The sequence below is a fragment of the Planococcus salinarum genome (assembly GCF_007004625.1).
GTDB lineage: Bacteria > Bacillota > Bacilli > Bacillales_A > Planococcaceae > Planococcus > Planococcus salinarum.
On record NZ_VIFV01000024.1, the window covers coordinates 22,790 to 49,273 of the forward strand.

At 48.2% G+C, this 26,484-nt stretch carries 24 protein-coding genes, 1 riboswitch and 1 other annotated feature; of the genes, 7 read left to right on the forward strand and 17 right to left on the reverse strand.

Annotation, left to right across the window (positions count from 1 at the left end; translation table 11 throughout):
* Window positions 1–189: 189 nt before the first annotated feature.
* The 4 genes from leuS to DIJ65_RS12465 form a co-directional block, all read right to left on the reverse strand.
* Window positions 190–2,601, reverse strand: a complete 2,412-nt coding sequence (gene leuS, locus DIJ65_RS12450; protein ID WP_117302787.1) for a leucine--tRNA ligase — start codon at window positions 2,599–2,601, stop codon at window positions 190–192.
* Between the two features lie 224 nt (window positions 2,602–2,825).
* Window positions 2,826–3,031, reverse strand: a binding site (T-box leader).
* Window positions 3,032–3,076: 45 nt separating this feature from the next.
* Window positions 3,077–3,730, reverse strand: coding sequence for a 3-oxoacid CoA-transferase subunit B (locus DIJ65_RS12455; RefSeq protein WP_071152482.1), 654 nt, complete (start codon window positions 3,728–3,730; stop codon window positions 3,077–3,079).
* A gap of 16 nt (window positions 3,731–3,746) precedes the next feature.
* A complete protein-coding gene (locus DIJ65_RS12460; protein ID WP_071152481.1) occupies window positions 3,747–4,439 on the reverse strand; it encodes a CoA transferase subunit A in 693 nt (230 codons plus the stop codon).
* 172 nt (window positions 4,440–4,611) lie between these two features.
* Window positions 4,612–5,811 (reverse strand): MDR family MFS transporter, encoded by a 1,200-nt coding sequence (locus DIJ65_RS12465; RefSeq protein WP_071152480.1) that lies wholly within the window; start codon window positions 5,809–5,811, stop codon window positions 4,612–4,614.
* Window positions 5,812–5,967: 156 nt separating this feature from the next.
* On the opposite strand from DIJ65_RS12465, the gene DIJ65_RS12470 reads away from it, so the two are divergent.
* Together DIJ65_RS12470 and DIJ65_RS12475 are read left to right on the forward strand one after the other, a co-directional pair.
* A complete protein-coding gene (locus DIJ65_RS12470; protein WP_071152479.1) occupies window positions 5,968–6,921 on the forward strand; it encodes a tRNA modification radical SAM protein MnmL/YtqA in 954 nt (317 codons plus the stop codon).
* Entirely contained in the window at window positions 6,918–7,493 is a 576-nt protein-coding gene (locus tag DIJ65_RS12475) for a tRNA 5-(aminomethyl)-2-thiouridylate-methyltransferase MnmM (RefSeq protein WP_117302789.1), read from the forward strand. Before DIJ65_RS12470 ends, DIJ65_RS12475 begins: the two co-directional genes overlap by 4 nt.
* A gap of 60 nt (window positions 7,494–7,553) precedes the next feature.
* On the opposite strand, the gene DIJ65_RS12480 is transcribed toward DIJ65_RS12475, so the two are convergent.
* The gene (locus DIJ65_RS12480) at window positions 7,554–8,570 is read right to left on the reverse strand and encodes an LLM class flavin-dependent oxidoreductase (protein ID WP_117302791.1); all 1,017 of its coding nucleotides are present in this window, start codon (window positions 8,568–8,570) and stop codon (window positions 7,554–7,556) included.
* A 20-nt stretch (window positions 8,571–8,590) separates the two neighbouring features.
* Window positions 8,591–9,394: an alpha/beta hydrolase gene (locus tag DIJ65_RS12485; protein WP_117302792.1), complete on the reverse strand. Its 804-nt coding sequence runs from the start codon at window positions 9,392–9,394 to the stop codon at window positions 8,591–8,593.
* Between the two features lie 111 nt (window positions 9,395–9,505).
* On the opposite strand from DIJ65_RS12485, the gene DIJ65_RS12490 reads away from it, so the two are divergent.
* Window positions 9,506–10,018: a gamma carbonic anhydrase gene (locus DIJ65_RS12490; protein ID WP_117302794.1), complete on the forward strand. Its 513-nt coding sequence runs from the start codon at window positions 9,506–9,508 to the stop codon at window positions 10,016–10,018.
* A 43-nt stretch (window positions 10,019–10,061) separates the two neighbouring features.
* Here DIJ65_RS12490 and metK read toward each other — a convergent pair whose 3' ends face one another.
* Window positions 10,062–11,258, reverse strand: a complete 1,197-nt coding sequence (gene metK / locus DIJ65_RS12495) for a methionine adenosyltransferase (RefSeq protein WP_117302796.1) — start codon at window positions 11,256–11,258, stop codon at window positions 10,062–10,064.
* Between the two features lie 413 nt (window positions 11,259–11,671).
* A riboswitch (SAM riboswitch) is annotated at window positions 11,672–11,783 on the reverse strand.
* Window positions 11,784–12,018: 235 nt separating this feature from the next.
* Between metK and pckA the strand changes: the two genes are divergently transcribed.
* Entirely contained in the window at window positions 12,019–13,608 is a 1,590-nt protein-coding gene (gene pckA / locus DIJ65_RS12500) for a phosphoenolpyruvate carboxykinase (ATP) (RefSeq protein ID WP_117302797.1), read from the forward strand.
* Window positions 13,609–13,690: 82 nt separating this feature from the next.
* On the opposite strand, the gene DIJ65_RS12505 is transcribed toward pckA, so the two are convergent.
* From DIJ65_RS12505 to DIJ65_RS12515, 3 genes are all read right to left on the reverse strand, one after another.
* On the reverse strand, window positions 13,691–14,482 hold the full coding sequence (locus DIJ65_RS12505) for an alpha/beta hydrolase family protein (RefSeq protein WP_117302799.1): 792 nt from the start codon (window positions 14,480–14,482) through the stop codon (window positions 13,691–13,693).
* Window positions 14,469–14,921, reverse strand: coding sequence for an RNA deprotection pyrophosphohydrolase (gene ytkD, locus DIJ65_RS12510; RefSeq protein WP_117302801.1), 453 nt, complete (start codon window positions 14,919–14,921; stop codon window positions 14,469–14,471). Before ytkD ends, DIJ65_RS12505 begins: the two co-directional genes overlap by 14 nt.
* Window positions 14,922–14,989: 68 nt before the next feature.
* Entirely contained in the window at window positions 14,990–15,436 is a 447-nt protein-coding gene (locus tag DIJ65_RS12515; RefSeq protein ID WP_117302803.1) for a Dps family protein, read from the reverse strand.
* Between the two features lie 202 nt (window positions 15,437–15,638).
* Here DIJ65_RS12515 and yidD point away from each other — a divergent pair, with 202 nt between their 5' ends.
* Both yidD and DIJ65_RS12525 read left to right on the forward strand, forming a co-directional pair.
* The gene (yidD, locus tag DIJ65_RS12520; RefSeq protein WP_117302805.1) at window positions 15,639–15,869 is read left to right on the forward strand and encodes a membrane protein insertion efficiency factor YidD; all 231 of its coding nucleotides are present in this window, start codon (window positions 15,639–15,641) and stop codon (window positions 15,867–15,869) included.
* 88 nt (window positions 15,870–15,957) lie between these two features.
* Entirely contained in the window at window positions 15,958–17,094 is a 1,137-nt protein-coding gene (locus DIJ65_RS12525; RefSeq protein ID WP_117302806.1) for a metal ABC transporter solute-binding protein, Zn/Mn family, read from the forward strand.
* A gap of 35 nt (window positions 17,095–17,129) precedes the next feature.
* Here the strand turns inward: DIJ65_RS12525 and DIJ65_RS12530 are convergent, their stop codons facing one another.
* The 7 genes from DIJ65_RS12530 to DIJ65_RS12560 form a co-directional block, all read right to left on the reverse strand.
* On the reverse strand, window positions 17,130–17,792 hold the full coding sequence (locus tag DIJ65_RS12530) for an MOSC domain-containing protein (protein ID WP_117302808.1): 663 nt from the start codon (window positions 17,790–17,792) through the stop codon (window positions 17,130–17,132).
* A 51-nt stretch (window positions 17,793–17,843) separates the two neighbouring features.
* Complete coding sequence (gene menC, locus DIJ65_RS12535; protein WP_117302810.1) at window positions 17,844–18,917, reverse strand: o-succinylbenzoate synthase; 1,074 nt, start codon at window positions 18,915–18,917, stop codon at window positions 17,844–17,846.
* Window positions 18,908–20,341, reverse strand: coding sequence for an o-succinylbenzoate--CoA ligase (locus DIJ65_RS12540; RefSeq protein ID WP_117302811.1), 1,434 nt, complete (start codon window positions 20,339–20,341; stop codon window positions 18,908–18,910). The genes menC and DIJ65_RS12540 overlap by 10 nt, the downstream gene beginning before the upstream one ends.
* Before the next feature lie 117 nt (window positions 20,342–20,458).
* Complete coding sequence (gene menB, locus DIJ65_RS12545) at window positions 20,459–21,277, reverse strand: 1,4-dihydroxy-2-naphthoyl-CoA synthase (protein WP_117302813.1); 819 nt, start codon at window positions 21,275–21,277, stop codon at window positions 20,459–20,461.
* 10 nt (window positions 21,278–21,287) lie between these two features.
* Window positions 21,288–22,100 carry a 2-succinyl-6-hydroxy-2,4-cyclohexadiene-1-carboxylate synthase gene (menH, locus tag DIJ65_RS12550; RefSeq protein WP_117302815.1) on the reverse strand — a complete coding sequence of 271 codons (813 nt, stop codon included), beginning with the start codon at window positions 22,098–22,100 and terminating at the stop codon, window positions 21,288–21,290.
* Window positions 22,097–23,797, reverse strand: coding sequence for a 2-succinyl-5-enolpyruvyl-6-hydroxy-3-cyclohexene-1-carboxylic-acid synthase (gene menD, locus DIJ65_RS12555; RefSeq protein ID WP_117302816.1), 1,701 nt, complete (start codon window positions 23,795–23,797; stop codon window positions 22,097–22,099). The genes menH and menD overlap by 4 nt, the downstream gene beginning before the upstream one ends.
* A complete protein-coding gene (locus tag DIJ65_RS12560; RefSeq protein WP_117302818.1) occupies window positions 23,784–25,175 on the reverse strand; it encodes an isochorismate synthase in 1,392 nt (463 codons plus the stop codon). The genes menD and DIJ65_RS12560 overlap by 14 nt, the downstream gene beginning before the upstream one ends.
* A gap of 171 nt (window positions 25,176–25,346) precedes the next feature.
* On the opposite strand from DIJ65_RS12560, the gene DIJ65_RS12565 reads away from it, so the two are divergent.
* Window positions 25,347–26,258 (forward strand): 1,4-dihydroxy-2-naphthoate polyprenyltransferase, encoded by a 912-nt coding sequence (locus DIJ65_RS12565; protein WP_117302820.1) that lies wholly within the window; start codon window positions 25,347–25,349, stop codon window positions 26,256–26,258.
* Window positions 26,259–26,484: the final 226 nt, after the last annotated feature.

The window sequence follows — 26,484 nt, forward strand, 5'->3', positions numbered from 1 at the left end:
CCAATTTTTGGACTCACTATCCGCAGAACTGAAATACTGTCCGGAACGACTAAAATACTGTCCGCAAACCAAAAATACTGTCCGGATGGGACCAAATACTATCCGGAGGGATAATCCTATATCCAATTACCATATTCACCCAATAAAAACCGGAGTCCCAGCCCAAAAGCTGAAACTCCGTTATAAAACTTATGCTATTACCACATTCACCAATTTGCCTGGAATCGCAATCACTTTGCGGACCTGTTTGCCTTCCGCTGCTTTTTGGATGTTTTCATCCGCCAACGCTGCCGCTTCCAAGTCTTCTTTCGAAATGTCTTTCGCCACTACCATCTTCGTTCTCACTTTGCCGTTGACCTGCACAACAATTTCCACTTCATCGTCGACCATTTTCGATTCATCATAAGTCGGCCACTGTGCATACGTGATCGTTTTTGTATGGCCCAATTTCTCCCACAGCTCTTCCGCCACGTGCGGCGCAATCGGGGAAAGCAATTTCACAAAGCCTTCAACGTATTCTTTTGGAATCGTGTCCGCTTTATAGCCTTCATTGATAAAGACCATCATCTGCGAAATTGCGGTATTGAATCGCAGCCCTTCGAAATCATCCGTCACTTTTTTGACTGTCTGGTGATAGATTTTTTCCAGTTTGCCATCGTTTTTGCCGACGATTTTCGAGCTCAATTGCTCTTCGTCGATGAACAGACGCCAGACGCGGTCCAGGAAGCGGCGCGCCCCTTCCAATCCGTTTGTCGACCAGGCGATTGAGGCGTCAAGCGGTCCCATGAACATTTCGTAAAGGCGCAGCGTATCCGCTCCGTGGCTTTCGATGATCTGGTCCGGATTGACGACATTGCCTTTGGACTTAGACATTTTTTCATTGCCCTCGCCCAGGATCATTCCCTGGTTGAACAATTTCTGGAACGGCTCCTTCGTTGGTACCACACCAATATCATATAAAACTTTGTGCCAGAAGCGCGCATACAATAAATGCAGCACCGCATGCTCGGCTCCGCCGATATAGACATCAACCGGCAGCCAATGCTTCAGCAATTCCGGATCGGCAATCGCTTCATCATTTTCCGTATCGATATAGCGCAGGTAGTACCAGCAGCTTCCTGCCCATTGCGGCATCGTATTTGTTTCGCGGCGGCCCCTCATGCCCGTTTCCGGATGCACGACATTCAGCCATTCTTCGATATTGGCAAGCGGCGATTCACCCGTGCCACTCGGCTTGATGTCCGTTGTCACCGGCAGTACCACCGGCAAGTCTTTGTCATCAACAGGCGTCATCGTGCCGTCTTCCCAGTGGATGATTGGAATCGGCTCTCCCCAATAACGTTGGCGGCTGAACAGCCAGTCGCGCAGGCGGTACGTGATTTTCTTCTCGCCGACACCTTTGTCGACCAACCAGTCGATCGCTGTGGCAATCGCTTCGTTTTTATTCAAGCCGTTCAGGAAACCTGAGTTGATCAATTCGCCATCGCCTGCATACGCTTCTTCTTCAATATTGCCGCCGGACACTACTTCCACAATCGGCAAATCGAATTGTTTAGCAAATTCGTAATCGCGCTCATCGTGCGCCGGAACCGCCATGATGGCACCTGTTCCGTAAGTTGCCAATACATAATCGGCAATCCAGATCGGCATCTTGTCGCCGCTTGCCGGATTGATGGCGTAAGCGCCTGTGAACACGCCGGACTTCGATTTCGCGAGGTCCGTACGCTCAAGGTCACTCTTCGTTTTTACATCGTCAATGTATTTTTCAACAGCCTCTTTTTGCTCGGCGGTCGTCACGGACGCCACCAATTTATGTTCCGGCGCCAACACCGCATAGGTTGCACCGAAAATCGTATCGGGACGTGTCGTAAATGCGCGGAATGAATGGCCGTTGCCGTCCACCTGGAATTCGAGCTCTGCCCCTTCGGATTTGCCGATCCAGTTCCGCTGCATGTCTTTCAGGCTTTCCGGCCAGTCCAGGTCATTCAAATCTTCCAATAAACGGTCTGCATATTCCGTAATGCGCAGCACCCATTGGCGCATCGGCCGGCGTTCAACCGGATGGCCGCCGCGCTCCGACAAACCGTCGATCACTTCTTCGTTTGCAAGAACCGTACCCAGTGCCGGACACCAGTTGACTGCGACTTCATCCACATAGGCAAGGCCTTTATTGTAAAGCTGTATAAAGATCCACTGCGTCCATTTATAATACTTCGGATCGGTCGTATTGATTTCGCGGTCCCAGTCATAAGAAAAGCCGAGTTCCTGGATCTGGCGTTTGAACGTCGCGATGTTTTTCGCTGTGAATTCCGCCGGGTCGTTGCCGGTATCCAGCGCATATTGCTCAGCGGGCAGGCCGAACGCGTCCCAGCCCATCGGATGCAATACATCAAAACCCTGCATGCGTTTCACACGGCTCAAGATATCCGTCGCTGTGTAGCCTTCGGGATGGCCGACGTGGAGTCCGGCGCCTGATGGATACGGGAACATGTCCAGCGCGTAAAATTTCGGCTTGCTGAAATCCGTTTCCAATTTGAAGGTTTTATTCTGTTCCCAATGTTTCTGCCATTTCTTTTCGATCGTTTTGTGCTTGAATGTCATAGTCTTTTCCTCCTCAAAATAATAGCGCAAGCGCCCGTTAAGCTCTGAAAGGCATAAGGGAGATCGGCATAGTGACGGTCTATGTCACGCAGCTGGGCTGACTTATGACCCGAAGAGCTGGGCAGCTGGAGTCTGGATAAATACCCGCTCCTTTTAAAGCATTATCAACGTAAAAAAGTATTTAATTTTTATCCGAAAATAAAAAATTCCCGCCCCTTATAAAAATAAGGGACGGGAATCACCCGCGGTACCACCCAAATTAGCGATTGCTCGCCCAACTTGATTCCTTAACGCGGAAAACGGTGCACATTACAGGGTTCACATGCACGACTCCAAGGCGAGTTCAACCGTTTTATCCACCGGCTTGCACCTTACGCCGGCTCTCTGGGGGAATAAACTGCGGTTTACTGATCCTCATCACTGTCATTTGCTATTACATCTTATTTTAGCTGAGCCGCCGATTTTTGGCAATAGCTCAGGATACTTTGACGTTATCGGTGTTCAGCGGCGCGTCTGTGGAATCAACGACATCCTGAACAGAGAAGCCTTCGAACACTTCGGACAGCACCAGCCCCTGCTCCGTCACTTCGATCACTGCACGTTCCGTGATGATTTTATTGACGACAGCTTTGCCGGTCAATGGAAGATCGCATTGCTTCTTGATTTTTGCGGATCCGTCTTTTGACACGTGATCCATGATGACGATGACCTTTTTGGCCCCGTGCACCAGGTCCATCGCGCCGCCCATGCCTTTGATCATTTTGCCGGGAATCATCCAGTTGGCCAGATCTCCGTTTTCGGCAACTTCCATGCCGCCAAGGATGGCCACATCAATGTGCCCGCCGCGGATCATCGCAAACGATTCAGCGCTCGTGAAGAAAGCGGAACCTGGAATGGTCGTTACCGTTTCTTTGCCGGCATTGATCAGGTCCGGATCCACTTCGTCCTCTGTCGGATAAGGTCCAATCCCGAGCAAACCATTTTCCGATTGCAGCACAACCGATTTATTATCTGAAATGAAGTTCGCCACCAGGGTCGGCATTCCGATGCCCAGGTTGACGTAATCGCCGTCATGAATTTCTTTTTCTGCGCGTCTTGCGATTCTTTCTCTTACCATTTGTTTATCCATAGGTTTCCACTCCTTCCTAAGCTTTTTTCGTCGTTAAACGTTCAATGCGTTTTTCCTGTTTTGCCTGCAGAAGTCCCTGTACGTAGATGCTCGGTGTCTGTACATGGTTCGGGTCGATATCGCCAGTCTCAACGATTTCTTCCACTTCCGCAATCGTGAATTTGCCGGCGGCAGCTGCCAACGGGTTGAAGTTTTGCGCGGTTTTGTTGTAGACGAGGTTGCCCATTTTATCCGCTTTTGCAGCGCGCACAAGTGCAAAGTCAGCTTTTAAAGCATGCTCCAGCACATGTTCCTTGCCGTCGAATTCGCGGATTTCCTTGCCTTCCGCAACGGTTGTGCCCACACCGGCTGGCGTGAAGAATGCCGGAATGCCGGCTCCGCCTGCGCGCATTTTCTCGGCAAGCGTGCCTTGCGGCGTCAATTCCACTTCGATTTCACCAGACAATACCTGGCGTTCGAATTCTTTGTTTTCGCCGACATAAGAGCCGATCATTTTTTTAATTTGTTTGTTTTTCAGCAGCAAGCCGAGGCCCCATTCGTCAACTCCACAGTTGTTGGAAATGATCGTCAGGTCTGTTACCCCTTTATCCACCAATGCCAAAATCAGCTGTTCCGGAATACCTACGAGACCAAAACCGCCGACCATGATTGTGGCGCCGTCCTGAATTTGTTCAACTGCTTCTTTCGCAGAACCAAAAATCGGTTTCATTCTTTGTGCCCCCTCTGCAATATGTACGTATTATTTTGGATTATTTAGAAACGCTTACATATTCAATTTAAACAAACTCTCCCGCCAAACGCAACAAACAGCAGAAGGAAGCCCGAAAGTATCGGGCTTCCTTCTATAATAATCATATCCTGTCGTTTGGAATTCACTTGAATTACATTTCCCCTATTGATTCCTGCAGCTCCACCGCTTCTTTCCGCTTCAACGGAATATCATACACCATCGATGCGCCAATTGCCGCGACCAGCAAAAACGTCACTAAAATGAATAATGCCTGCATGCCATAAAAATCGACCATCAACCCGCCCATCAACGGGCCGATCATGCGACCGCCCGTTGCCACGCTGTTGACGATGCCCTGGTAAAAACCTTCCCGCCCTTTTGGTGCCAATTGGTTGGCCAGGGTCGGTACAGCCGGCCAGACGAACATTTCACCAATCGTTAAAATCGCCATCGCCACGACGAACATACTGAATTCCTGGGCAAACGCCACCACCAGATACGACACCATCATGATAATAATACCAATGACCAATTGCTGCTTGATGTTATTTTCGATGCGTTTGATAATCGGACGGATCAGCGGCTGGCCGAGCACGATCAAGGTGCCGTTCAATGTCCAGAGCAAACTGTATTGCGGCAGGGTGATGCCGATTTCCTGCGTATAGGCGGAAATCGTCGACTGCCACTGTACGTACCCGACCCAGCAAAGCAGGTAACCCGCCGACACGATCAGCAGCGCATAAAAAGGCGTGCGGTTGCGGATTTTCTTCTTTTCATTGAAAACGCTGGTATGCGAAACCGCCGAAATGGACATCGACCGGAAGCCGATCAGCGCGATGAAGAAAAAGACAATGTACATTCCAAGATTCGCCATGAAAATATAATCAAAACTATAGACTGCCAGAACTCCTGCCATTGCGGGTCCCGCTGCCACCCCCACATTCTGTGCCAGGTATATGGCGTTGAACGCCTTGCGTCCGCCTTCCGGCCAAACGGTTCCAACCATCGCGTACATACTTGGAAAAACGATTCCCCCACTGAAACCGATGATCGTATAAAAAGCGACAAACGGCACAAATTCATGCCAGATATTCAATCCCACCAACGCCAAAACGGTGATGGTAATTCCGCCCATGATTGATTTGTATCCGCCGATGCGGTCGAACAGCATGCCGCCGAGCAGATTGCCAATGACCGCAGCTCCCGCATTCGCCATCAGCACCAGCCCGGCCAGTGACAATGATTTCCCCAAATGGTCGTGCATATAAATTGTCGTCAACGGCCACAGGAATGAATTTCCTGTGACGTTGACGAGCATTCCGATGATTAAAAGCCACACTTGTTTCGGCATCGTTCTGTCTCCTCATATCTCAATTCCAAGAGTCATTGTATTCCTTTTTCTGCATCGCTACAAGAAAATTTTTCACTCACCCCTCACAGCAGGATTTTCAGTCGTTGTGGCACAAATTACCGCCATGCTACAATACACAAAAGAGGAGTTGATGTTATGGAATTGAACCTGCCTTTTTCTTCAGACGGCAAACGCTATTACACATGGAACCGCCACTTGCGCGACCATTTCGGCCATAAAGTTATGAAAGTCGCATTGGATGCCGGCTTTGACTGCCCAAACCGCGACGGCACGGTAGCTTACGGCGGATGCACATTCTGTTCGGCAGCCGGATCCGGTGATTTTGCCGGCGACCGCGTTGATTCGATTCCGGTCCAGTTCGAACAGATCAAAGAAAAAATGCACAAAAAGTGGAAAGACGGCAAATACATCGCCTATTTCCAGGCCTATACCAATACCCATGCCCCGCTCCCGGTCATTAAAGAGAAATTCGAAGCTGCACTTGCTCAGGAAAATGTCATCGGTTTGAGCATCGCCACACGCCCCGATTGCCTGCCTGAAGATGTGGTGGACTATTTGGCAGAGTTGAATGAACGGACGTACCTGTGGATCGAACTTGGCCTCCAGACGGTCCATGAAAAAACGGCGCGGCTTGTCAACCGCGCCCACGACTTCACTTTATATATAGAAGGAGTCGAAAAATTGCGCAGCCGCGGAATTCGGGTCTGCACCCACATCATCAACGGCTTGCCGCTTGAGGACCGCGACATGATGATGGAAACTGCCCGGGAAGTGGCCAAACTGGATGTCCAGGGCATAAAAATCCATTTGCTGCATCTGCTGAAAGGAACGCCTATGGTCAAACAATACGAAAAGGGCATGGTGGAGTTCCTTGAAAAGGATCAATACATAAAGCTCGTTGCGGACCAACTGGAAGTGATCCCTCCGGAAATGATCGTCCAGCGAATAACAGGGGACGGACCGATCGAATTGATGATCGGCCCGATGTGGAGCGTCAATAAATGGGACGTACTGAATGGCATCGATGCCGAGCTTGAACGAAGGGGCAGCTGGCAGGGCAAATATTTTCCGAAGAAGGTGCAGGCATGACGCTGATGCGTGTTCTTCCTTTCACGAAATACCTCCTCGAACAGTCTGTCACAATTGGCGACAACGTAATTGATGCGACCGCCGGCAATGGTTACGACACTTTATTTCTTGCGCAACTGACTGCCGGCTCCGGAAAAGTGTATGCCTTTGATATCCAGGAAGATGCTGTGCACGCCACCCGGGATCGTGTCAAAGAGTTCGATAATGTTGACGTGATTCTCGACAGCCATGCGAACATCGGGCGTTATGTCAAAGATGAAATCGGCGCAGCCGTTTTTAACCTGGGCTATTTGCCGAAAGGCGACCACAGCATCATTACAAAAGCGGAAACAACGTTGTCCGCCATCAAACAGTGTGTCCACTTGCTCAAAAAAAACGGCCTCGTTGTGATCGTCATCTATTCCGGGCACGAAGGTGGCAGCGAGGAACGGGATGCGGTGATGGATTACGCCCTTCAACTGCCGCAAACCAAATTTGATGTGCTGAAATACCAATTCATCAATCAGCAGCATTCACCGCCGTTTCTCGTTGCCATCGAGAAAAAACAATTGAAGAATAATACTTCCAAATAAAAATAACCTTGCATGAATAATTGCTATTCATACAAGGTTATTTTTATTGTATTCAATGCCTTATTTTTTCTGATTGCTCTTCCTTAATTGTTCCGCAACCAATCTGAAGGTTTTCAGTTTTGATTCAAAATCATAGGCGATCGATACCAGCATCACTTCATCCGCTCCATACTCCTGCGCGAGCGACTCCAAACGCGCTCCGACCTGTTCCGGATTTCCGACAACCATGCGTTTGCGGTTTTCAGCTACAAGAAGCTTCTCAAACTTGGAATATTCATATGCCTGTGCCTTTTCAGGTGATGGCGTCCCTTTCGAAGGCATCCCTTGGGCGCCCATCGACAGCGCAAGGTCGAGTGATGAAGCGACCCGTTCCGCCTCCTCCTCTGTTTCCTGGCAGACCACAAAAATCGCAAATCCGACATAAGGGACATTTCCTTCAGCACTTACAAACCGTTCCCTGTAAGTCCGGGTATAATCCTGGCCGCCTTCCCCGTTGATGAAATGGGCAAACATATAAGGCAAGCCCTTGTCAGCTGCCAATAAAGCCGAAGTCATGCTGGAACCCAGAATCCATATTGGAGGTGCGGATGGAGTCAACGGTGTCGCTTTCATACCGTGGTAAAGATGATCGTCAGGAATGGCATCATTCAGATACATCGACAATTCGTCGATCTGCTCCGGAAAGCGGTCGATATTTCGCGGCCGACCTTCATTCAGCGCCAGCGAAGCCCTTGGCATTCCACCCGGCGCCCGGCCTACACCTGCATCAATTCTTCCGGGATACAAGGCTTCCAGTAATTTAAAATTCTCTGCAATTTTAAAAGAGGAGTAATGCGGCAGCATAACGCCTCCAGAGCCGAGCCGGATCGTTTCAGTCACTGCTCCAAGGTGGGATATCAAAATTTCCGGGGATGAACCGGCCAAAGTTTGGGCGTCGTGATGTTCAGACACCCAAAATCGGGTGTATCCCCATTGCTCTGCAGATTGTGCCAGTATGGCGGTTTGCTTCAATGCTTCGCCGGGATTGCTGCCTTCTGAAACTGGCGACTGATCAAGAATACTGTAACGCAATGCCATACCCACCCATTCCTTTCATCTTACTTCACTACATAACCCAACGACCGAAGAACATTTTTCAGAAATAAATGCGTCGTAATCAACACATCTTCCCGCTCCGGTTCCTGGAAAAGATCATGGTATGCGCCTTTCCATTCTTTATAACTGAATTCTTTCAACTCCTGCTGTTTCAGCCAGTTTTTCGAAAAATCTATATCCGTCACCAAATCTTTTTCACCTGTATGGACAAATACTGGAATGTCAGGGAACTTCACTTTTCCCCCGGCAATCGACTTCATATAAGCTTGCAGTTCGTGATACCATTTCACCGTCACGATGGGCCGGTAAAGTTCATCATCGCGTTCGACTTCGATAATGTCCGGATTGCGGGTCAGATCTTCAATTGTCAAATCATGACTTATTTTTAAATTCGGCGTCAATTTATGCAGACCCGACAATGCGCTGGAAATTTTCGAAGGGGTCTTGACGAGATGCAGCCAAGGCGACGTGAATACGACTCCCGCAATATTCTGCTGTACGCTGCTCAAATAGCTCATCACCAGGGTGGCACCAAAGCCATGGGCTATTACAAAGACAGGCAATTCATCCACAAGCGCAGCTTCCAGCATTTCCTCAATGTCCTTTTCATAAATTGCGAAACTGGCCTTATGGGGTTTGTCAGAAGACCGGCTTTTACCATGCCCTGCAAAATCCCCCATAACGACATGAAATCCGGCTGAACGCCATTGCTCGATCTGCCAGGCGTAGCGCAGATGATGTTCATATGCACTGTGAATAATCACGATTACTGCTTTCGCCTGACCTTCAGCCTGCCATTTCCACATACTAGACGCCCCCTTTAATCCTATGTCGGCCGATACCAGCTCTTAAAGTTGACCTTTCGAAAGCTTTTGCTACCATTAAAGATATCTTATCTTGAATAAAGGAGTTTTACCATGATTTACCCGTACAAAGACAAACACCCGCAAATAGACCCATCTGCCTTCATTGCCGATTTCACGACGATAACAGGCGACGTCAAAATCGGAGCCGAATCCTCTGTTTGGTTTAATACCGTTGTCCGCGGTGACGTAGCCCCGACCATCATCGGCAGGAAAACCAACATTCAGGATCTCTGCATGCTTCACCAGAGCCCGGACAACCCATTGATTCTGGAAGATAATGTGACGATTGGCCATCAGGTCACTCTCCACAGCTGCACCGTCCGAAAGAATGCTTTGGTCGGCATGGGCTCGATTATCCTGGACGGCGCAGAAATCGGCGAAGGCGCATTTGTTGGAGCCGGCAGCCTCGTCCCTCAAGGGAAAATCATCCCTCCGGGCACACTGGCATTCGGCCGTCCCGCCAAAGTGATCCGCGACCTGGCTGAAGATGATATCGCCGACATGGAGCGCATCGTCCGCGAATACGCAGAAAAAGCCGCCTATTACAAATCGTTGCAGAAATGATAAAACCGCAGGAGCCCGAGGGCTCCTGCGGTTTTCAGTTCCATTAAATTCCTGCTTGCTCTTTTAAAGCGTTCGCTTTGTCTGTGCGCTCCCAAGGAAGATCCACATCGGTACGGCCAAAGTGACCGTATGCTGCAGTCTGCTTGTAGATTGGTCGGCGAAGATCAAGCATCTTGATGATGCCGGCAGGACGCAAGTCAAAATTATTGCGTACCAGGTCGATCAATGTGCTCTCGTCGACTTTCCCTGTTCCGAATGTGTCGAACGAAATCGATACCGGATGGGCAACACCGATGGCATACGCCAATTGTACTTCGCATTTGTCTGCAAGGCCGGCAGCGACAATATTCTTCGCTACATAACGCGCTGCATAAGCACCTGAACGGTCAACTTTCGTCGCATCTTTGCCGGAGAATGCGCCGCCGCCGTGGCGTGCATATCCGCCGTAGGTATCCACGATAATCTTGCGTCCAGTCAAACCGGCATCTCCCTGAGGTCCGCCGATAACAAAACGGCCGGTCGGGTTGATGAAATATTTTGTGTCAGCGTCTAGCAGCTCAGCCGGGACAACTGCATCGATGACGTATTCCTTAATGTTGCGTTGAATCTGCTCAAGCGTAACTTCCGGATGATGTTGAGTGGAAATGACAATCGTATCCACACGCACCGGTTTATCGTTTTCGTCATATTCAATCGTCACCTGTGTTTTGCCATCCGGACGAAGGTAAGGAATGATTTCTTCTTTTCTTACTTCTGCCAGCCGTCTCGCCAGTTTATGGGCAAGGCTGATCGGAAGCGGCATTAATTCTTCAGTTTCATTGGACGCGAATCCGAACATCAGACCCTGGTCTCCAGCTCCGATATCATCCAATTCCTTGTCTGTCATTTGGCCTTCTCGAGACTCAAGCGCAACGTTCACTCCTGCAGCGATATCCGGCGATTGTTCGTCAATTGCAGTCAAAACGGCACTTGTTTCAGAATCAAAGCCATATTTGGCACGCGTATATCCGATTTCCTTCACTGTTTGGCGCACTACTTTCGGAATGTCCACGTAAGTTGATGTTGTAATTTCCCCTGCCACCAGGACCAGTCCTGTCGTAACGGTGGTTTCGCACGCTACCCGTGCGTTCGGGTCTTCTGCGAGGATTGCATCCAGGATGGCATCTGAGATTTGGTCACAGATTTTATCCGGATGTCCTTCTGTTACTGATTCTGATGTGAATAATCGACGGTTTTTCAAAAAAAGTTCCTCCTTATATCCTGCGAGATTGCTCTCGAAATTGATACGGTACTCGTTTTCCCATGTCAAGTCCGTTCCAAACGTTCTGGATTGAACTTCAAGCCGTTGTGGCCTTTGTACACGAGGATTAAGGGCGTTTTATAAGAAAAGCGGATGCGTCCGTCTAAATCCCTCAGGCATAAGTCACTCTGGTGAAGAGGCGTTTTTGCAGCCTCACAGTCTCGAAGAGCCAGGCACTGGAGACTGGACACAGAGTGGCTTATCTTCCCGGGGATTAGGGCGCTGGAGTCTGGACTTGGATTTACGTCTTCTGAAAATCCACGAAAACTCACTGTTGTAATTTCTTATAGATAAAAAAAATCCCTTCACTCATACATCATGAGGAAAGGGAAAATCATCATAAGCACCTTTCACTCTTATCATCCAAGGCCTGCGCCTTGCTTCAGGTTGGGCACCAGCGCTGCACAATGCAGCAGGTTGCCGGGTTTCATAGGGCCTGCCCCCTCCACCAGCTCGGAATAAGAGTATCCGTTCAATTTTTTATCATACGGAACTGACCAAATGATGTCAACGATTTTCAACATTTATTTGCGATGGATGCTTGAAAGCAGCCAATTTCGGGTATTAATTATGCACATATGAGGAATTTTCATTTCGACCGGTTTATTAGTATAGACTAATCGGGTTAATGTGTTATACTATTGTTCGAATATAACTCTTCCCCAATGCCTTGGGAATAACCGAAAAGGAAGGTACATATATGAACTCACTTAACCTTGTCAGCGATCTGAAAGATCTTTTAAATGGCCCAAATGTCCACACGCAATGGTCAGTCCCGCAATTAGTGGAGGCTGCAACATCCCGCGGAGAAGCAGTTTTGACCAAGGAAGGCGCCGTTACAGCCGAAACTGGAAAATACACAGGCCGCTCGCCTAAGGACAAGTATATGGTAGAGGAAGAAATTTCGAAAGACAAAATTGACTGGGGCAATGTCAACCGCCCTATTTCCTCTGAAGTTTTCGAAAACCTGTATACAAAAGTCCTTGCGCATCTCAAGCAAAAAGAAGAACTTTTCGTCTTTAAAGGCTTTGCCGGTGCAGACCCTGAATCACGCCTCCACATCCAGACGATCAATGAATACGCGTGGCATAATTTGTTTGCCCATCAATTATTCATCCGTCCGACAGCTGAAGAGATGAAAATCCATGAGGCAGAATTCACAGTGGTTTACGCTCCTACTTTCAAGGCAGATCCGGCAGTTGACGGCACTGAATCCGAAACATTCATCATCGTTTCCATGGAGAAGAAAGTGATTTTGATCGGCGGCACCGAGTACGCCGGCGAAATGAAAAAATCCATTTTCTCAATCATGAACTATATTTTGCCTGAAAAAGGCATCCTTCCGATGCATTGTTCCGCAAACGTAGGCCAGGATGGAGATGTTGCCTTGTTCTTCGGCTTATCCGGAACGGGCAAAACTACATTGTCTGCAGACCGGGACCGCAAATTGATCGGCGATGACGAGCATGGCTGGTCGGATAATGGCGTATTCAACATCGAAGGCGGCTGTTACGCGAAAACAATCAACCTTTCACGTGAAAACGAACCACAGATTTTTGACGCGATCCGCTTCGGTTCGGTTCTTGAAAATGTTGTCGTTGATACAGAAACCCGGATTCCTGATTATGATGATGGGTCATTGACTGAAAACACACGCGCTGCTTACCCGATTCATGCAATCGAAAACAGCATCCACCCTTCCATGGCTGGACATCCAAAAACAATCGTCTTCCTGACTGCTGATGCATTCGGCGTACTGCCTCCTATCAGCAAACTGACGAAAGAACAGGCTATGTACCATTTCCTGAGCGGCTACACTTCCAAACTCGCTGGCACTGAGCGTGGCATCACGTCTCCGGAAGCCACATTCTCAACTTGCTTCGGATCACCTTTCCTACCGTTGCATGCAACGGTGTATGCAGAAATGCTCGGCAATAAAATCGATGAGCACGATGTGGAGGTCTTCCTGGTCAACACAGGTTGGACAGGCGGCGAATATGGCGTCGGGAGCCGCATGAAGCTTTCTTATACCCGCACAATGGTGCGCGCAGCAATAAAAGGTGAGTTGCACAACGTCCAAACAGAACAGGAAGACGTCTTCGGCCTGAGCATTCCGCAAGAAGTTCCAGGAGTGCCATCAGAAGTCCTTAATCCTCGTGATGCTTGGGCTGACAAAGCGGCTTATGATAAAAAAGCGAAAGAACTTGCCCAAAAGTTCCAGGACAACTTCAAGAAATTCGGTACCGTTTCTGCTGACATCAGCGTCCACGGCGGCCCGTTAACTAAATAATATGCAAAAGCACATCCGGCGAATCGCCGGATGTGCTTTTTTCATTTGCTTACAGCAGCTTCATTTCATCATCCAGACCTAACTAGCTTCGGTCTGGGTTTTCCTGTTCTTTCATCCAATGCGCCAATGCTGCAACCGTTTTCCGGTTGGCGGCCGGCGGAAAGAAATGATCATACTCAGGAAAATACCAGGTTTCATGGGGGTGGCCATTCAGCTTCAAAGCGGATTCAAGAAGAAATGCCTGCGCAGGCAGCACGTTTTCGTCTTTCAGCCCGTGGATGATCAGCATCGGTGCAGTCGCTTCATCCAGCCGCAGCAGAGGATTTCTTTCTTCATAAGCAGTCAGTGCGGTATTCGGTGTGCCTCCATAGATGCGCTTCATCATACGGCGCATATCCGGCCGCTCTTTATACGTCAGGACGGTATCCGTAACGCCTGCCCACGTGACCAAAGAAGTGATATCATCCCGCAGCACGGCAGTCCAGAGCGCCATGATGCCACCTCTTGAAAAAGCCAATAAATGGACTTTTCCGTTACAGAACTGCTTCAGCACTTCCACTGCGTGAACTGCATCCCAGCGGTCAGCACCCGCAAATTCATCCCGGCCTTCTCCTCCGCGGTTGCCCCTGTAATAAGGCGCGAACACAACAAAGCCCTGGGCCGCATATTGCGCAGCGCGTGCCGGCCTGACCATGCCGATCGATTGTATGCCACCGCGCAAATACAACAGCCCGCTGTAATTACCCGGCGCTTTTGGTTCTGCAAGCAGTCCCTTGACCCGCAAGCCTTCCGACCAATAAACAATTTCAGTCAGCTTCACATGCGGATTTGGTGAAGGATACCACCTCTTCGAACTAATCTCACCATTTTTCATCCAGCTTCACCCGCTTCACAATTTCTTTCATCCCGTCATCTTTCATCAGAAAACTATAAGTGTCGTCAGGCTTCAAAACATCCACCAAAACAGCCCCTTCCGTTTCCATCAGTTCGGTTTTCCTGATGTCCGAGACCTTTGCAGTAAAGACGGTTTTGCAGAAGGGCCGTTCAGATTGCACCATGTATTCCGCAAACCATTTCAGCCCTTCCACAGTTCCACCTGTCTCTTCGTAAACTTCCCTTTTTGCTGCTTCCTGCAAGCTTTCCCCCGGCTCCACTTTGCCGCCGGGAAATTCAAGGCCCCGCTCACCATGTTTCGTCAGGAGCCATTTGCCCTTATATTTCGCAATGACGAGGACATGCCTGCTGGCAAGTCGAAACGCATCCGGCTCAAACGACAACCGGCAATGGTATCCATTTAAATCCCTGTATTCCATTTTCCTCACTCCTGAACAAATAAAAAAGCGCACACAAATCGAAACGTGTGCGCCTGTGTACTTCTATTTTACTTCTTTTCGCCAAGAAATGCAGAAAGCATCCACGAATGCTTCTCGAGAGCCTGGTGAATGGCATTCAGCATATCTTCCGTCATATCATCGCCATCTTCCGCTGCGAATTCCATTCCTTTTTTCAGTGAAGTCATGATCTTGTCATAATCGCTGACAATCGTTTCAACCATTTCTTCCGCGTTTTCTTTGCTTGTGGCTTCCTTGACAACAGACAGATCGAGCTGCTCTTTCATCGTTGCAACCGGTTTGCCGCCAAGCGCCAGAAGGCGTTCCGCGATTTCATCCATATAAGCCGTCGCTTCATCGTACAATTCCTCAAACTTAACATGTAATGTGAAAAATGATGGTCCTTTTACATACCAGTGGAAGTTATGTAATTTCGTATAAACAACCGACCAGGTAGCCACCTGAACATTCAATTCCTGATTTAACTCTTTCGACATTTAAAATCACTCTCCATTCCGTTTGATAAGTTCATATACTTTATAAATACCTTTAAAGTCCCTACAATAAACATTAGAAGTTCGACATCCAAAATCACTCTCCATTCCATTTGATAAGTTCTTATACTTTATAAATACCTTTAAAGTCCCTACAATAAACATTAGAAGTTTCCAATCTTATGGAAAGAAGAGAGCGAACGCCATGAAAACAACGTTGATCAAAATTTTCCGCTTTTACCAGCGGTTCATCTCCCCCCTGTCACCGCCCAGCTGCCGGTTCTACCCCACCTGTTCCCATTACGGCATAGAAGCCGTTGAGAAGCATGGTACGTTGAAAGGCGGCTATCTGGCAACAAAACGGATACTCAGCTGCCATCCTTTCAATAAAGGCGGCGTGGATTTCGTCCCTGAAGAATGGCCTCCAAAAAAATAATTTGGAGGTTTTTCTTGTGTTTGAAAATAGTATGGGTTAAGATACTACTTGAACATAAAACGTAATCATTACATTTTGGAGGTACACCATGAAAAAATTGATTTTATCCACTTTATTTCTCCCCGTTTTTGCACTCGCTGCATGCGGTGACACCGGAACTGATAGCGCGGATTCCCCTGAGTCGTCAGGTACAGAGAATGACGACAAACTGCAGGTTTATACTACCGTCTATCCCCTGACTTATTTTACGGAAAGAATTGGCGGGGATCTGGTTGATGTCCAATCCGTATATCCGGCCGGTGCCAACGAGCACACTTTCGAACCTACCCAGCAGGATATGATTGCCATTGCTGAAGCTGATTTGATGTTTTACATCGGCCTAGGCCTCGAAGGTTTCATTGACAGCGCCAAAAGCACATTGGAAGGTGAAGACGTTGAGTTTAAAGCTCTTGCGGATTCAATCACCGATGAACAGTTGGAAGCGGCTCTGGGCCATGAAGACGAAGAAGCCCACGAAGAAGATGGACATGAAGAAGATGCTCACGCAGAAGATGGACACGAAGAAGACGCTCACGCAGAAGACGGTCACGCAGAAGACGGTCACGCAGAAGACGGTCACGCAGAAGACGCTCATGAAGAAGATGCTCATGAAGAAGACGGTGAACACGTAGAAGAAGCTGGCCATGATGACCATGACCACGGTTCAACCGATCCTCATCTCTGGATATCACCAACACTAAGCCAGAACCTTGCCGATTCCATCAAAGATAGCCTGATCGCTCAAGATCCTGACAATGAAGATACGTACGAAACGAATCACGCGGAACTGATCAGCGAACTCGAAGAGTTGGATGCATCATTCAGCGAATTGCATGAACAAGTGACAAAAGATACTTTCTTTGTGTCCCATGCAGCCTTCACTTATCTGTCGGAGCCATACGGTTTTGAACAAGTGGCGATTGCAGGACTGAACAGCCAGGATGAACCTTCCCAAAAGGAATTGACGGAAATCGTCGATCTTGCCCGCGATAAAAACATCGAATACATTGTGTTCGAACAGAACGTCTCCTCAAACCTGACGGAAGTCGTTCAGAAGGAAGTTGGGGCTGAAGCTGTTGAAATGCACAACCTTGGTATATTGACACAGGAAGATATCGACAACGGTGAAACTTATTTCACATTGATGGAAAAGAATCTTGAAGTACTTGAAACTATTTTGAAATAAATAAAAAGCATCGCGAATCCGATTCGCGATGCTTTTTATATGGACAATTTTTCTAAACGTTTTGTCAACCAGGCACGCCATTTTGCAGCAAGCGCTTCAGCTTCTAATACACGCTGAATCGCTTCGGTATCCTTCGGGTGATGAAAATTCACATTGTTGGCAAAGAGAACGGAGATCCTTTTTGAATCCCTCTCAATTACAACCGCCTGATCATCCGCTGCAATTCTTCCTTCCTGGAGCACGCGGCATAAATACCCGGTGAAGCCTGTCGTCACCATTGCTTTCAGGAAAGGCGCCATTTCGAGGCGCCGATCGATTGTATTGCAAGGAACGCGGCCCTGCGTCACTTGCACGACAGCTTCCCCGATACGTATGATGTCTCCGATATGGATATTTTCCTCGAGCATATTTGTCACCGTCAAATTCTCTCCAAACGCGGCAGGCGGCAGCTGGATGCCGAATTCTTTTTCCCAGTGTGCATAATGTTCATAAGGATAAATACAGACAGCGCGGTCCGTTCCGCCGTGATGCTTCGTGTTCGCCACCCCATCACCATGGAAGCCGCCTTTTGTTAAAAAAGCATGCTGAACCGGCTTTTTGCAGATGGCTGTCAGCATCTCCCTGCCTTCTCCGTAGGATAGCTTCTCCGGCATGCCGATGGCAAAATACTTAATCTCAGCGGGTTGAATCGTGTTCATGGCCTATTCCCCTTTCATATTGACAGAAGACCGAGAAAAAAATTTCCGGATTCAAAGCCTTTCCCAATCGACGCGGCACCCTATTCCGGCATCTTTGCTCAATTCGACTGTTCCACTCTCAATAGTGATTTCCGGTTCGATGATATCCCGCTCCCAGAAATGGCGAGAAGCCGAAAAGTCCCCTGGAAGTGTAATCCCCGGCAAGGAAGCCAGCGCCAGATTGTGCGACTTGGCTACCCCGAATTCAATCATGCCCCCGACCCACATTCCGATCGAGTGCGCACGGCACAGCTCGACGACTTTCAGCGTCTCACTCCAGCCACCGAGCCTCCCCATCTTCAAGACAATGATATCCGCAGCCCCTTCGGCAATTGCCCGCTTGGCGTCTGCCACACTGCAGATGCTTTCATCAAGGCAGATGGCTGTATCCATCGCTTGTTTCGCGCGGGTGTGAAGCTCCCATTGCTGCTCGCCGAAAGGTTGCTCGATCAACTTGAAGCCAGCCGTGTCGAATTCCATCAGCCGGTCCCAGGAACCCTCAGAGAATGTGCCGTTGGCATCAGCAAAAAAAAGTGTGTCCGGGTATTGAAGGATAGTGTCTTTTAAAAGGGACACATTGCTTGCCGGTGAGATTTTGATTTTGACCCGGCTATAGCCTTCATTGGCAGCCGCAGCTACTTGCCCGGCAATCTTGTCTTCATCCACCGCAACGACGATTCCCGCCGGCACAGGGATACCGGCACCACCGATCATTTGCCATAACGGCATCTCCCGTTTTTTTGCAAACAAATCCCACACCGCCGTCTCGATCGCAGCCTTTGCCATATGGTTACCTTTGACCGCCGCAAACAAATCAGCAACTTGCCAGGGACTCTCCAATGTTTTATTCAATAAAATCGGAATCAGCATGTGTTCAACGATAAAGCGGCTGCTTACAACCGTTTCTTCCGTATACCAAGGGGTTGAAAAGGCAACACATTCACCAAAACCCTCCAACCCTTCGTTTGAAGTCACTCTCACAATGAGGCTTTCCCGCTCCGAAACCGTCTGCAATGAAGTTTTAAAACTTTGCTTTAATGGTTCCTTCACCGTTTTCAGGTCAATCGCCTTAATCGTCAATTCCATGTCTTCAGCTCTCTTCTCAACAGTTTGTTCGAAGCATTGCGCGGCAATGCTTCGACTTTCTGTATCCTTTTCGGCACTTTATAGGAAGCGAGCTGCGTTTGGCAAAATTCCATCAGCTCCTGTTGTTCAACGCGTTCTTTCAGGACGACATAAGCTGCCGGTACTTCCCCCCATTTATCATCAGCCACGCCGCAGACGCCCGCTTCAAGGACAGCCGGGTGGCCCAGCAGCACTTTCTCGATTTCAGCCGGATAGATGTTCTCTCCACCGGAAACAATCAGATCTGACCGCCGATCGACGACGAACAAAAATCCTTCTGCATCGAGGTAACCGATGTCTCCCGTATGAAACCATCCATCTTCCTGCACTTTCCGCTCCGCGTATTTTCCAATATAGCCCGCCGTCACCTGAGGACCCCGAATCTGAATTTCCGCCTTCTCTCCAGCCGGCGCATCATTCCCAATTTTGATCTGATACAAAAATAATGGCTTGCCGGATGAACCGATTTTCCGTTTTGCATCGGCCGGCTGCAGTGTTGTCGTCTGTGACGAAGTTTCCGTCATGCCGTAGGTCTGCAAGACAGAAATTCCGAATTTCTCAGCCCGTTCAATATATGAAACCGGAACGGGTCCCCCGCCTGCAAGCATCGACTTGAATTTTGGAGAAACCTCCAAACTTTGTGTTTCGAGCTGATTTAATATCCGTTCCAATGTCACTGCCACAACTGACATATGGGTTACAGTCCCGGCGCCTAATTCAATTGCACATGCTTCTGCGTCAAATTTCGGATGCAACTGAACGCCCATGCCATAAACAAGGGAACGCATCAAGATTGAAAATCCGCTGATGTGGAATAGCGGCATGACACAAAGCCATACATCATCTGGCGAAATACCGATATTCAATGCTGAGGAAACCGCACTCGAGAAATGGTTTTGGGCTGTTTGGCGTACCCCTTTCGGATAGCCTGTCGTCCCCGATGTATACATGATGGAAATCGTCCGATCCTCAGACCATTCTGCAGAAGGAATAAAGTCAGCCTTCTCTGCATTTTTGATTTCCCCAAACAGAATTTTATTCCCGAAATCGATTTTCTCCTGAAGTTCATCATCCACCAGTAAGTAGCCCGCTTCAGAATCTGCCAGCTGATACCCCAATTCCACTGCCGAAAGCCGGTCATTCAACATGACCATCTCGCAGCCCGCATGGAGGCATGCATACATGACAAAGACCGATTCCGGGTGGGATTTCGCCAGAATCGCAACTCTCGAGTCAGCAGTGATGCCAAAAGAAGCCATACTCCCCGCATAATCGACTGCAATCTTATGGATTTCCGCGAATGACCATTTTTCGTTTTCAAATGATAACGCCATTCGGCTGCCGTTCAAGTAGGCACGTTGGCTAAGCCAGTTTGGATAACTCATTTCACAAAATCCCTTTCTTCAAAGCAAACAGAAAAACCTGATGCTGTTATCAAATGATTTCAGATGTAATTGCCAAAAAAAGCTGTCCCCGGAAGGACAGCTTTCAATTATTGATGATCAAGGGAAACGCGGGAATTGGCCGAAGTCAGGTTTGCGCTTTTCTTTGAAAGCGTCGCGTCCTTCTTTCGCTTCATCCGTCGTATAGTAAAGCAACGTAGCGTCACCAGCCATTTGCTGCAACCCAGCCAGGCCATCCGTGTCGGCATTCATAGCAGCTTTAACGAAACGAAGAGCGGTCGGGCTCATTTCAAGCATTTCTTCGCTCCATTTTACAGTCTCGTCTTCCAGCTGGTCCAAAGGCACGACCGTGTTGACCAAGCCCATATCAAGTGCTTCCTGTGCGTCGTATTGACGGCACAGGTACCAGATTTCACGGGCTTTCTTATGACCGATGATGCGAGCCAGATAACCGGAACCGTAGCCGGCATCAAACGAACCGACGCGCGGTCCTGTTTGGCCGAAACGAGCGTTGTCAGCAGCAATCGTCAAATCACAGACGACGTGCAGCACGTGTCCGCCGCCAATTGCATATCCTGCGACCATCGCCACTACCGGTTTCGGAATTACACGGATCAGGCGCTGCAGGTCAAGAACATTCAAACGTGGAATTTCATCCTCTCCCACATAACCTCCGTGGCCGCGGACAGACTGGTCACCGCCCGAACAGAAGGCTTTTTCCCCTTCGCCTGTCAAAACAATCACGCCTACATTCGAATTATCGCGTGCGCGTGAAAACGCATCGATCAATTCGTGAACCGTTTTCGGACGGAATGCATTGCGCACCTCCGGACGGTTGATCGTAATTTTGGCGATCCCGTTATAAGTTTCGTATTTAATATCCTCATATGTACGTTCTGTTACCCATTCACGTGTCATGATTTTCCTCCTAATAATTCAGTTTCAGATACTCCCTTACTATTGTAGCAAATTCATCAGATTTTTCCACATGTAATGCATGTCCCGCCAGTATCTCCTGATGCACAGCTTCCGGCATTAACGAAACCATCTCTTTCGCAATCGCAGTGAATTTGTCATCCAAACTGCCCGTAAGCAATAAAACCGGGATTTTCAAGCGACAGAGTGCTTCCCAGTACGACTCCTGTGCCCCCGTTCCCATGCCAATCAGGCTATTGGCCAAACCGATCGGATTTTGGGCCATACGTTCTTCCCGGACCGCTATTTTTACCGGATCCGGCAAGGATTCCTGCGTGCTGAATAAAGGGGTTTTTTCCCAACTTTTTACAAAAGATTCGGTTCCTCCAGAAACTATCCGCTCTGCCAGTTCACCATCACTCTGTCTCCGGTCGCTGCGCTCTGCTCCCGACTTCAAACCGGGTGAAGCACTTTCCAGCACCAAAACAGACACCCTCCCGGGAAACGTACAGGCATAAGCAAGTGCTGCGCGCCCACCCATCGAATAGCCGGCAAGAGCAAACTCTTCCAGCCCCATTCGCCCAAACAGCATTTCAAGATCCCGTAACTGCAATTCCATTGCATACCGTTCCGGATTTTCCGGACTTTCTGTAAGCCCATGCCCAAGCAAGTCGAGCAGAATTATTTTATAATCCGTGAAATGTGAAACTAAATTGTGCCAGGTAACGGTGCTGCCAGTGAAGCCGTGGAGAAACACCAGCGTCTGTTCCTTATCTTCATTTAAAATTTCAATGTGATAATTGACGCCTTCGATTTCCAGCTTCATTGCCTGTCCAGCTCCTCAATCAAACGATTCCACAATTCCCGGTGCACCCGTACATTCGTTTCCCGGTCCGTAAACACTTCGACGATTTTCACAGCTTTTTGTTTCCCCTTACGGAGTGCCTCGCGCAATTGATCCTTTGTCTCCACAGCTGCATAATCCGCATCATACATTTTGGCGGCATCTTGGAATTTTAATCCTGTCGGCGTGCCGAATAGCTCCTCAAAATAACGCTCTTCCTTCGACTGAGGTAAATAGGAGAAAATTCCACCCCCGTCATTATTCATGACAATAATCGTCAGGTCGGTCTGTTGCATTTTTGACGCGATCAACCCGTTCATGTCATGGAGAAACGACAGATCTCCAATAAACAGGAACGCTGGTCGCTGTTTTGCCGCCTGTACACCAAAGGCTGTCGAAACTACACCATCAATGCCATTGGCTCCTCGATTCGCATAAATCATGACATCGCGTTCTGTGGACTTGAAATAAGTATCGGTATCGCGGATAGGCATGCTGCTGCTGACAATCAGGTCGCAATGATCAAGCTCATCAAATAGAATCTTCGCCAATACGCCTTCATCCAATTTTTCATTGCAATGTACTTCTGTCAATTTCCAGAACAACTCCGAAGCCGCTGTCCATTTATCGGTATATGGATTGGCCGTTTTTGTCGAGATCGGCAACTGCCACAAGCCATCTGTTGAAGCCTGGATATGATGGGTCACGACCGATTGTGCATCACGCATCATCGGAGATTCGTCGAATACGGCATAGGTTTTCGGTTTTGCAGTAGCCAGGTAAAGAGTCAACGGTTTTGAAACAGGCTGTGGACCAATACGGATAACCGCTTCCGGAACCATGCTTCCTTTGAAAACTTCACTCTTTAAAATGGCATCGTAGCTGTCGATAATGAGATCTTTACAACTTTGATCTATGTTCGACCGAACATTTGACAACGGATCGGCCAGCACCGGCCAATTCAATTTTCGGATAAACGACCAGAATTCCGAGGGCATCTTCCCGGTCATTTCCCCGATTATCAGAAGCCCTTTATCTGTTTTCACAGTTTCCTCCAAGAATTGTTGCACAGAAACCGGCAAGCGGGATTCACCTGTTAAATGCATAATTTCGTCAGTGCTGTTATATTGCTGCTCGAAATCCAGCAGCAAAGGTTCCCGGAAAGGCACGTTCAAATGCACCGGACCTTTGGGTTCAGACATTGCTGTTTTAACTGAGCGGTGCAAATGGCGGACCAGGAAATCCAGCCGGTTATCTTCTTCCGGCATCGGCAAATCAACCGACCATTTGACATGTGAGCCAAATAAATTTATTTGATTGATTGCCTGGGATGCGCCCACTTCACGCAGCTCGTGCGGACGATCCGCTGTAACGACAATCAACGGGATTCTTGCATAAAAAGCTTCGACGATCGCCGGAAAATAATTCGCTGCTGCAGTGCCGGACGTGCAAAGAAGCATGACAGGCTTACCGGAAGCCTTTGCCATGCCGAGGGCAAAATAAGCCGCAGAACGTTCGTCAATCTGGCGGTAAACGGTGAGCCCCTCTTCCTTCATGCAGGCATATGCCAAAGGTGTCGATCTTGACCCCGGACTGATTACCACATTCATAATTCCCTGGTTCACCAGACTATGCGTGAACGAGGAAACATATTCGGTTAAATATTTACGATTCGTCACTCAATTGACCTCCCAGGGCTCGAAGCATCGGGCGGAATTTCACCCAAGTTTCCGCATACTCCGAATCGGGAGTGGAATCTTCGACGATTCCCCCCCCAGCATATAAATAAGCTTCTTTTCTATCCAATAAAGCGGAGCGAATTGCAACAGCAAACTCCCCGTCCCCTTTTGCATCAATCCAGCCGACCGGCGCTGCGTAGTAGCCACGGTTCATCGTCTCATATTGTCTGATCAGGCTGAGTGCTGATTGCCGTGGTTCCCCTCCCAGTGCAGGCGTCGGGTGAAGATCACGCACAAGGTCGATCAGATTTGACTCCGGCTTTAAATCCCCTTCAACTGGTGTATATAGATGCTGTATATCCCTGACCTTCATCAGTTTCGGTTTTTTCGGTACAAATTGCCCCCTGCAATGAGCCAGGAATACTTTGCTGATCATATCCACAACGTATTTGTGTTCCGAACAATTTTTCGGATCATTCAAGAGTTCATTGCCGAGTTCAATATCTTGTTCGACTGTCCTTCCGCGCGGAATGGATCCTGCCAGGCACGTTGATAATGCCCGCCGGTCCTCCACTTTCACAAGCCGCTCGGGAGTGGCACCAAAAAAGAATTGCTCTTCGGCCTCCAGACCAAATAAAAAGCTCTCCGGCTGTTCTTTGGAAACTTGATAAAGAGCTGACGAAGCTGACAGCGGTTCGTCAAAATCCAACCTCAAGACGCGGGCTATCACAACTTTTTCTGCTTGATTTGCTTTGATTACTCCAGTCACTTTCTCAATGGAAGAAAGATAGGAAGCCTTCTTCAATTCTTCCCGCCCAGTGACTTCTGGTTTTTTATAAGCTATCGGTTCAGATACTTGCGCAGCGTGGATCAGCTTATCGCGTTCTTTACGCAATGCCTCAAATTCTGGAAATGTATCATCTTTTTTTGTTATCAGGTGGATGCTTACATATGCCCGATCATTTTTAATGACCAGCTGGAATGTCGGCACTACAAAATAAGCTTCAGGAAAACTGTGCCACATACTTTTGGTTTTATTCAAAGGATCAAAAGAAAAACCGCCAAACAGGATAGGTTCCACGAAAGATTCTTCGTTGACGATCTGTTTGCAGAGACTTTGCCAATTGGTTTTGATATCTTCAAACCGCCCCTCATGGTTCTTTGCACTCAATACATGTGCATGCCCCAGGCCGACCAATGTAAATGTTTTCTCCGGATTCTGCCAAAAAAAACGCTTCCCTTTATAGGTCTTTTCCCCAGCCTCAAAAAATGCCAATGCTGACATTCTGGAGACTTCAATGGTTTCCGTATAAAAACGGTATGAGATATACCTCGAATTATTATACTTTTGAGCCGATGAATACTGTGGTCGATTCATCAAATTACCTCCGTTTACATAGTCGCTCCTTAAATTCGCAGCAAGCTATCAATCTTTTTAACATCTACCCCCTATCATACCCCTTTCTGCTAAAATCAGCACAACATTTGCTGTAATTCAAGCAATTTTGCAGTACAATATAATATGGAATATATAGAGGAGAGATACATGATGGCAACTACTTTACAAGCAGACAGCGGCTGGCGTCTCTGGTGGCAATTAACCCGTCCACATACATTGACAGCCTCTTTCGCTCCCGTATTTTTGGGAACTATGATCGCTATTAGAGATACACAGATTGATTGGATATTATTTTCCGCAATGTTGATTGCCAGTTTACTGATACAGGCTGCAACAAATATGTTCAATGAGTATTATGATTTTGCACGGGGACTGGATAATGAAAAATCTGTAGGAATTGGCGGAGCCATCGTTCGAAACGGTGTAAAGCCCAAAACTGTTCTGGGGCTTGCATTCCTGCTTTACGGCATCGCTGGTATTCTTGGAATCTATATCTGCATGCAAACCACCTGGTGGCTTCTTCTGGTGGGAGGCGTAGCGATGATTATCGGGTTTCTTTATACTGGAGGACCATATCCGATTGCTTACACACCGTTTGGCGAATTATTTTCCGGACTGTTCATGGGATTTTTGATTGTACTGATTGCCTTCTATATTCAAACAGGAACCATTACATTAGATGCGCTGTTATTATCTGTTCCGAGCACGCTTCTCGTAGCGGCGATCATGATGGCTAATAACATTCGGGATATTGTGGGTGATGCTGCCAGCGGACGGAAAACATTGGCCATTCTTGCAGGCCGTCCAGCAGCGGTAAATATACTTCTCAGCTTTTTCGTTCTATCTTATCTTTGGATAATGATTTTAGTTTTATCCGGACTGATAACGCCATGGGCACTCCTGGTCTTCCTTAGCGTCATCAAACCTGTTAAAATAATCCGGATTTTCAAAGTTCACACCGAACCTTTAAAAGTAATGCCTGCAATGAAGGATACAGGTATAACCAATACCCTCTTTGCATTTTTGTTGGCTATCGGCTTATTGTTGGGCCATCTCATTTAAAACCCTTGAGACATCTCTTTCGTGAGATGTCTTTTTTTAGTTGCTGACTTTCTTAATATATTCACCTGTTCATTGAATTCCTGGAAATATTATCGAACAAATCGAGTAGGAGGGAGCGATTAACTCCCGACCTCTCACACCACCGTACGTACCGTTCGGTATACGGCGGTTCAATTAAGATGCATAACGCAAAGTTTCATAACGTGCTACCAGACTTTTGAGCCCT

Coding starts and splice junctions, on each gene's coding strand:
- leuS (WP_117302787.1), bottom strand. CDS start 2,601: ATGACATTCAAGCACAAAACGATCGAAAAGAAATGGCAGAAACATTGG.
- DIJ65_RS12455 (WP_071152482.1), bottom strand. CDS start 3,730: ATGGATAAACAAATGGTAAGAGAAAGAATCGCAAGACGCGCAGAAAAA.
- DIJ65_RS12460 (WP_071152481.1), bottom strand. CDS start 4,439: ATGAAACCGATTTTTGGTTCTGCGAAAGAAGCAGTTGAACAAATTCAG.
- DIJ65_RS12465 (WP_071152480.1), bottom strand. CDS start 5,811: ATGCCGAAACAAGTGTGGCTTTTAATCATCGGAATGCTCGTCAACGTC.
- DIJ65_RS12470 (WP_071152479.1), top strand. CDS start 5,968: ATGGAATTGAACCTGCCTTTTTCTTCAGACGGCAAACGCTATTACACA.
- DIJ65_RS12475 (WP_117302789.1), top strand. CDS start 6,918: ATGACGCTGATGCGTGTTCTTCCTTTCACGAAATACCTCCTCGAACAG.
- DIJ65_RS12480 (WP_117302791.1), bottom strand. CDS start 8,570: ATGGCATTGCGTTACAGTATTCTTGATCAGTCGCCAGTTTCAGAAGGC.
- DIJ65_RS12485 (WP_117302792.1), bottom strand. CDS start 9,394: ATGTGGAAATGGCAGGCTGAAGGTCAGGCGAAAGCAGTAATCGTGATT.
- DIJ65_RS12490 (WP_117302794.1), top strand. CDS start 9,506: ATGATTTACCCGTACAAAGACAAACACCCGCAAATAGACCCATCTGCC.
- pckA (WP_117302797.1), top strand. CDS start 12,019: ATGAACTCACTTAACCTTGTCAGCGATCTGAAAGATCTTTTAAATGGC.
- DIJ65_RS12505 (WP_117302799.1), bottom strand. CDS start 14,482: ATGAAAAATGGTGAGATTAGTTCGAAGAGGTGGTATCCTTCACCAAAT.
- ytkD (WP_117302801.1), bottom strand. CDS start 14,921: ATGGAATACAGGGATTTAAATGGATACCATTGCCGGTTGTCGTTTGAG.
- DIJ65_RS12515 (WP_117302803.1), bottom strand. CDS start 15,436: ATGTCGAAAGAGTTAAATCAGGAATTGAATGTTCAGGTGGCTACCTGG.
- yidD (WP_117302805.1), top strand. CDS start 15,639: ATGAAAACAACGTTGATCAAAATTTTCCGCTTTTACCAGCGGTTCATC.
- DIJ65_RS12525 (WP_117302806.1), top strand. CDS start 15,958: ATGAAAAAATTGATTTTATCCACTTTATTTCTCCCCGTTTTTGCACTC.
- DIJ65_RS12530 (WP_117302808.1), bottom strand. CDS start 17,792: ATGAACACGATTCAACCCGCTGAGATTAAGTATTTTGCCATCGGCATG.
- menC (WP_117302810.1), bottom strand. CDS start 18,917: ATGGAATTGACGATTAAGGCGATTGACCTGAAAACGGTGAAGGAACCA.
- DIJ65_RS12540 (WP_117302811.1), bottom strand. CDS start 20,341: ATGAGTTATCCAAACTGGCTTAGCCAACGTGCCTACTTGAACGGCAGC.
- menB (WP_117302813.1), bottom strand. CDS start 21,277: ATGACACGTGAATGGGTAACAGAACGTACATATGAGGATATTAAATAC.
- menH (WP_117302815.1), bottom strand. CDS start 22,100: ATGAAGCTGGAAATCGAAGGCGTCAATTATCACATTGAAATTTTAAAT.
- DIJ65_RS12560 (WP_117302818.1), bottom strand. CDS start 25,175: ATGAATCGACCACAGTATTCATCGGCTCAAAAGTATAATAATTCGAGG.
- DIJ65_RS12565 (WP_117302820.1), top strand. CDS start 25,347: ATGGCAACTACTTTACAAGCAGACAGCGGCTGGCGTCTCTGGTGGCAA.